Origin of the sequence: Caloranaerobacter sp. TR13, assembly GCF_001316435.1 — a bacterium.
Classification (GTDB): domain Bacteria; phylum Bacillota; class Clostridia; order Tissierellales; family Thermohalobacteraceae; genus Caloranaerobacter.
Map to the genome: position 1 here is coordinate 1 of NZ_JXLL01000043.1, position 2,360 is coordinate 2,360.

The following is a 2,360-nucleotide window of genomic DNA, read 5'->3' on the forward strand; positions in this document are numbered from 1 at the left end:
AGGGGTAGTATATTTTATTGTGGGGGACTTTTCAATTAATACTCTAGGCTACTTTTAGATTAACATAAACACAAAATTATTTTCCACTTTTGGTGCAAATTCATATTGCCATTTACAATAATAAATATAAAGAGTGATATATCATAGAGCGATTTAATATGGAATAGTAGTGTAAATTCCTAACAGATAACATGTAAATTTATACAAAATATTGAATTTATATGGTATAATGTTTAATATATTTAAATGTTTGAAAATTGTGTATGTAGATATATTTTATTTTTCATTTTGTAGGTGACAGCGTTGATTGCAGAAATGAAAGGTAAAATAAGTTCAACTGGTTCAAACCTTAGTGAAAGGTTAGAAGATAAACTTATTGGTGATTTTTTTGGTGCTTTAAGATATATTCCATATTATAGAAAAAGTGAGGAGTGGAGGAAATGGGAACAACAAGAGTTTTATTTTGTAATATTGGATGGATGAAGTATTATAATGGTAATACTGATGAAGATAAAATTTCATCTGGGGGTGCTTATGTTGATGAATACAAAGATGGAGTTGAAACATGCAATTTCAGAAATATTAACGGTTACCATTTTGGATATTTTTCAACAAAAACTTCAAAAAACGGTAAAGAAAATCAGTTACATATAGAAAGGTTAGCAGGTGTTACAGATAGAGATTCACTTGCTAATAATGTATTAGTTATTTGGGTAGCAAAAAAAGAAAAAGATAAATCTGTGATAATAGGTTGGTATAAAAATGCTACAGTATATAGATACTATCAGGAAAATATTAATTTATTTTATAATGTAAAAGCACAAGCAAAGGATTGTATTCTTTTACCTATTGAAAAAAGAAATTTTCGAATTCCTAGAGCATCTATTGAAGGGAAAGGAAAAGGAATGGGTAGAGCTAATGTATGGTTTGCTGATAGCCCAGAAGCACAAGGATTAGTTAAAGAAGTAATAGATTATATTAATTCATATACTGGGGAAAGATTAAACAAAGTATATTCTGAGAAAGATTTTGTTGCTAAGACAGATGAGGTTTTTAATGATATAAAGGATTATTCAGATAAAGCTATTGAGTTATTTGAAAAAGGAAAAGAGTTAGAAGCATTAAAATATGTAAATAAAGGGATTGATTTAGATAATCTTAATTCAGATTTATATAATTTAAAAGGTCGTATTTTTCTATCTCTCTTTCAATATAATAAAGCACTAGAAATGTTTGAAAAAGCAACAGAAATAGACCCAAAGTTTTATAATGCTTATTTTAATAAGGCTATAACGTATGAACAAATAGGTCAATATAAAAAAGCAATAGAAAATTATGATATTGTGTTATCAGGACAAAAAGACGATATTGAATGTTATTATGGAAAAGCAATTTGCTATTACTATTTAGAAGATTTGAATAGAGCTTTAAAAGTAATTAATGCAGGCTTATTAATATCTCCAGATGATAAATATTTAATCGAGTTTAAAGATAGCTTAAAGGCTTAAAAGTATCATTATATAAAAACTTTACTTTAATATATATCCTACTTTAGAATACATGTGCATGATCAGTCTTCTTAAGAGGTAATTGTTATTGATAAAATATATACATAAAAAATGTGTAAAATAATTTAAAAAAAAATATATATATCATGATGTTGCTTTAAATTGTATTATTAGTAATACTATTGATAGGCATAAGTTTAAATCTTACTTATGTAAGGTATTGGTGCTTTTTTTCATACAAGTGTTAAGACTTATGCCACTTTTTATGTAGAAACAATAAAAAGACTAAGGTACGGTTCTGTTGTATCCAAAAAGTCTAATGATATAATAAAATTAAGATGATACATTGCTAAGAATGAGAATATAAAAAATCAACATAGGGATACATATATATAGTAGAAAAAATGATGTACTATTATCAATAATTTTTGATATCGGTCATTTAGTGTAGTATAATGATAAAAAGAGGTGAACTAATTATGGATAAGGAAATTCTAAATTTTCTCAAAGAGTTTAAAAATGAATTAATTGGGAAAGTTGATGGGTTAAATGGTAAGTTTAATGAATTAAGTAGTAAGTTTGATGAATTGAATAGTAAATTTGATAATCTAGAATTGCAAGTAAAAGAAAATACTCAAATTTTAAAGGCTTTAGAACATTCTGCGCAAACTAATAAAGCAGAACATGATAGAATGATAAATGATATAGCACATATTAAAGGAGATATAGAATCAATTAAAGAAGATTTAAGTATAGTAGAGGAAGTAACAGCAAATAACTGGGCTAATATCGCAAAATTAAAAAGAGCAAAGTAAAAAGCAGATAAGCACCTAGATTTAAAAGTCTAGGTGT

At 26.1% G+C, this 2,360-nt stretch carries 3 protein-coding genes; all 3 read left to right on the forward strand.

The window, feature by feature from the left end; all coding sequences use genetic code 11:
* The first annotated feature begins 303 nt into the window (after window positions 1–303).
* The 3 genes from TR13x_RS10765 (at window position 304) to TR13x_RS10775 (ending at window position 2,323) form a co-directional block, all read left to right on the forward strand.
* Window positions 304–483, forward strand: a complete 180-nt coding sequence (locus TR13x_RS10765) for a hypothetical protein (protein WP_054871939.1) — start codon at window positions 304–306, stop codon at window positions 481–483.
* Window positions 441–1,508, forward strand: a complete 1,068-nt coding sequence (locus tag TR13x_RS10770; protein ID WP_054871940.1) for a tetratricopeptide repeat protein — start codon at window positions 441–443, stop codon at window positions 1,506–1,508. The genes TR13x_RS10765 and TR13x_RS10770 overlap by 43 nt, the downstream gene beginning before the upstream one ends.
* 479 nt (window positions 1,509–1,987) lie before the next feature.
* Window positions 1,988–2,323, forward strand: a complete 336-nt coding sequence (locus TR13x_RS10775; protein ID WP_242851766.1) for a hypothetical protein — start codon at window positions 1,988–1,990, stop codon at window positions 2,321–2,323.
* Window positions 2,324–2,360: the final 37 nt, after the last annotated feature.

Bases quoted from the DNA above. Each gene is read 5' to 3' on its own strand.
- TR13x_RS10770 (WP_054871940.1), top strand. From the start codon at position 441: ATGGGAACAACAAGAGTTTTATTTTGTAATATTGGATGGATGAAGTAT.
- TR13x_RS10775 (WP_242851766.1), top strand. From the start codon at position 1,988: ATGGATAAGGAAATTCTAAATTTTCTCAAAGAGTTTAAAAATGAATTA.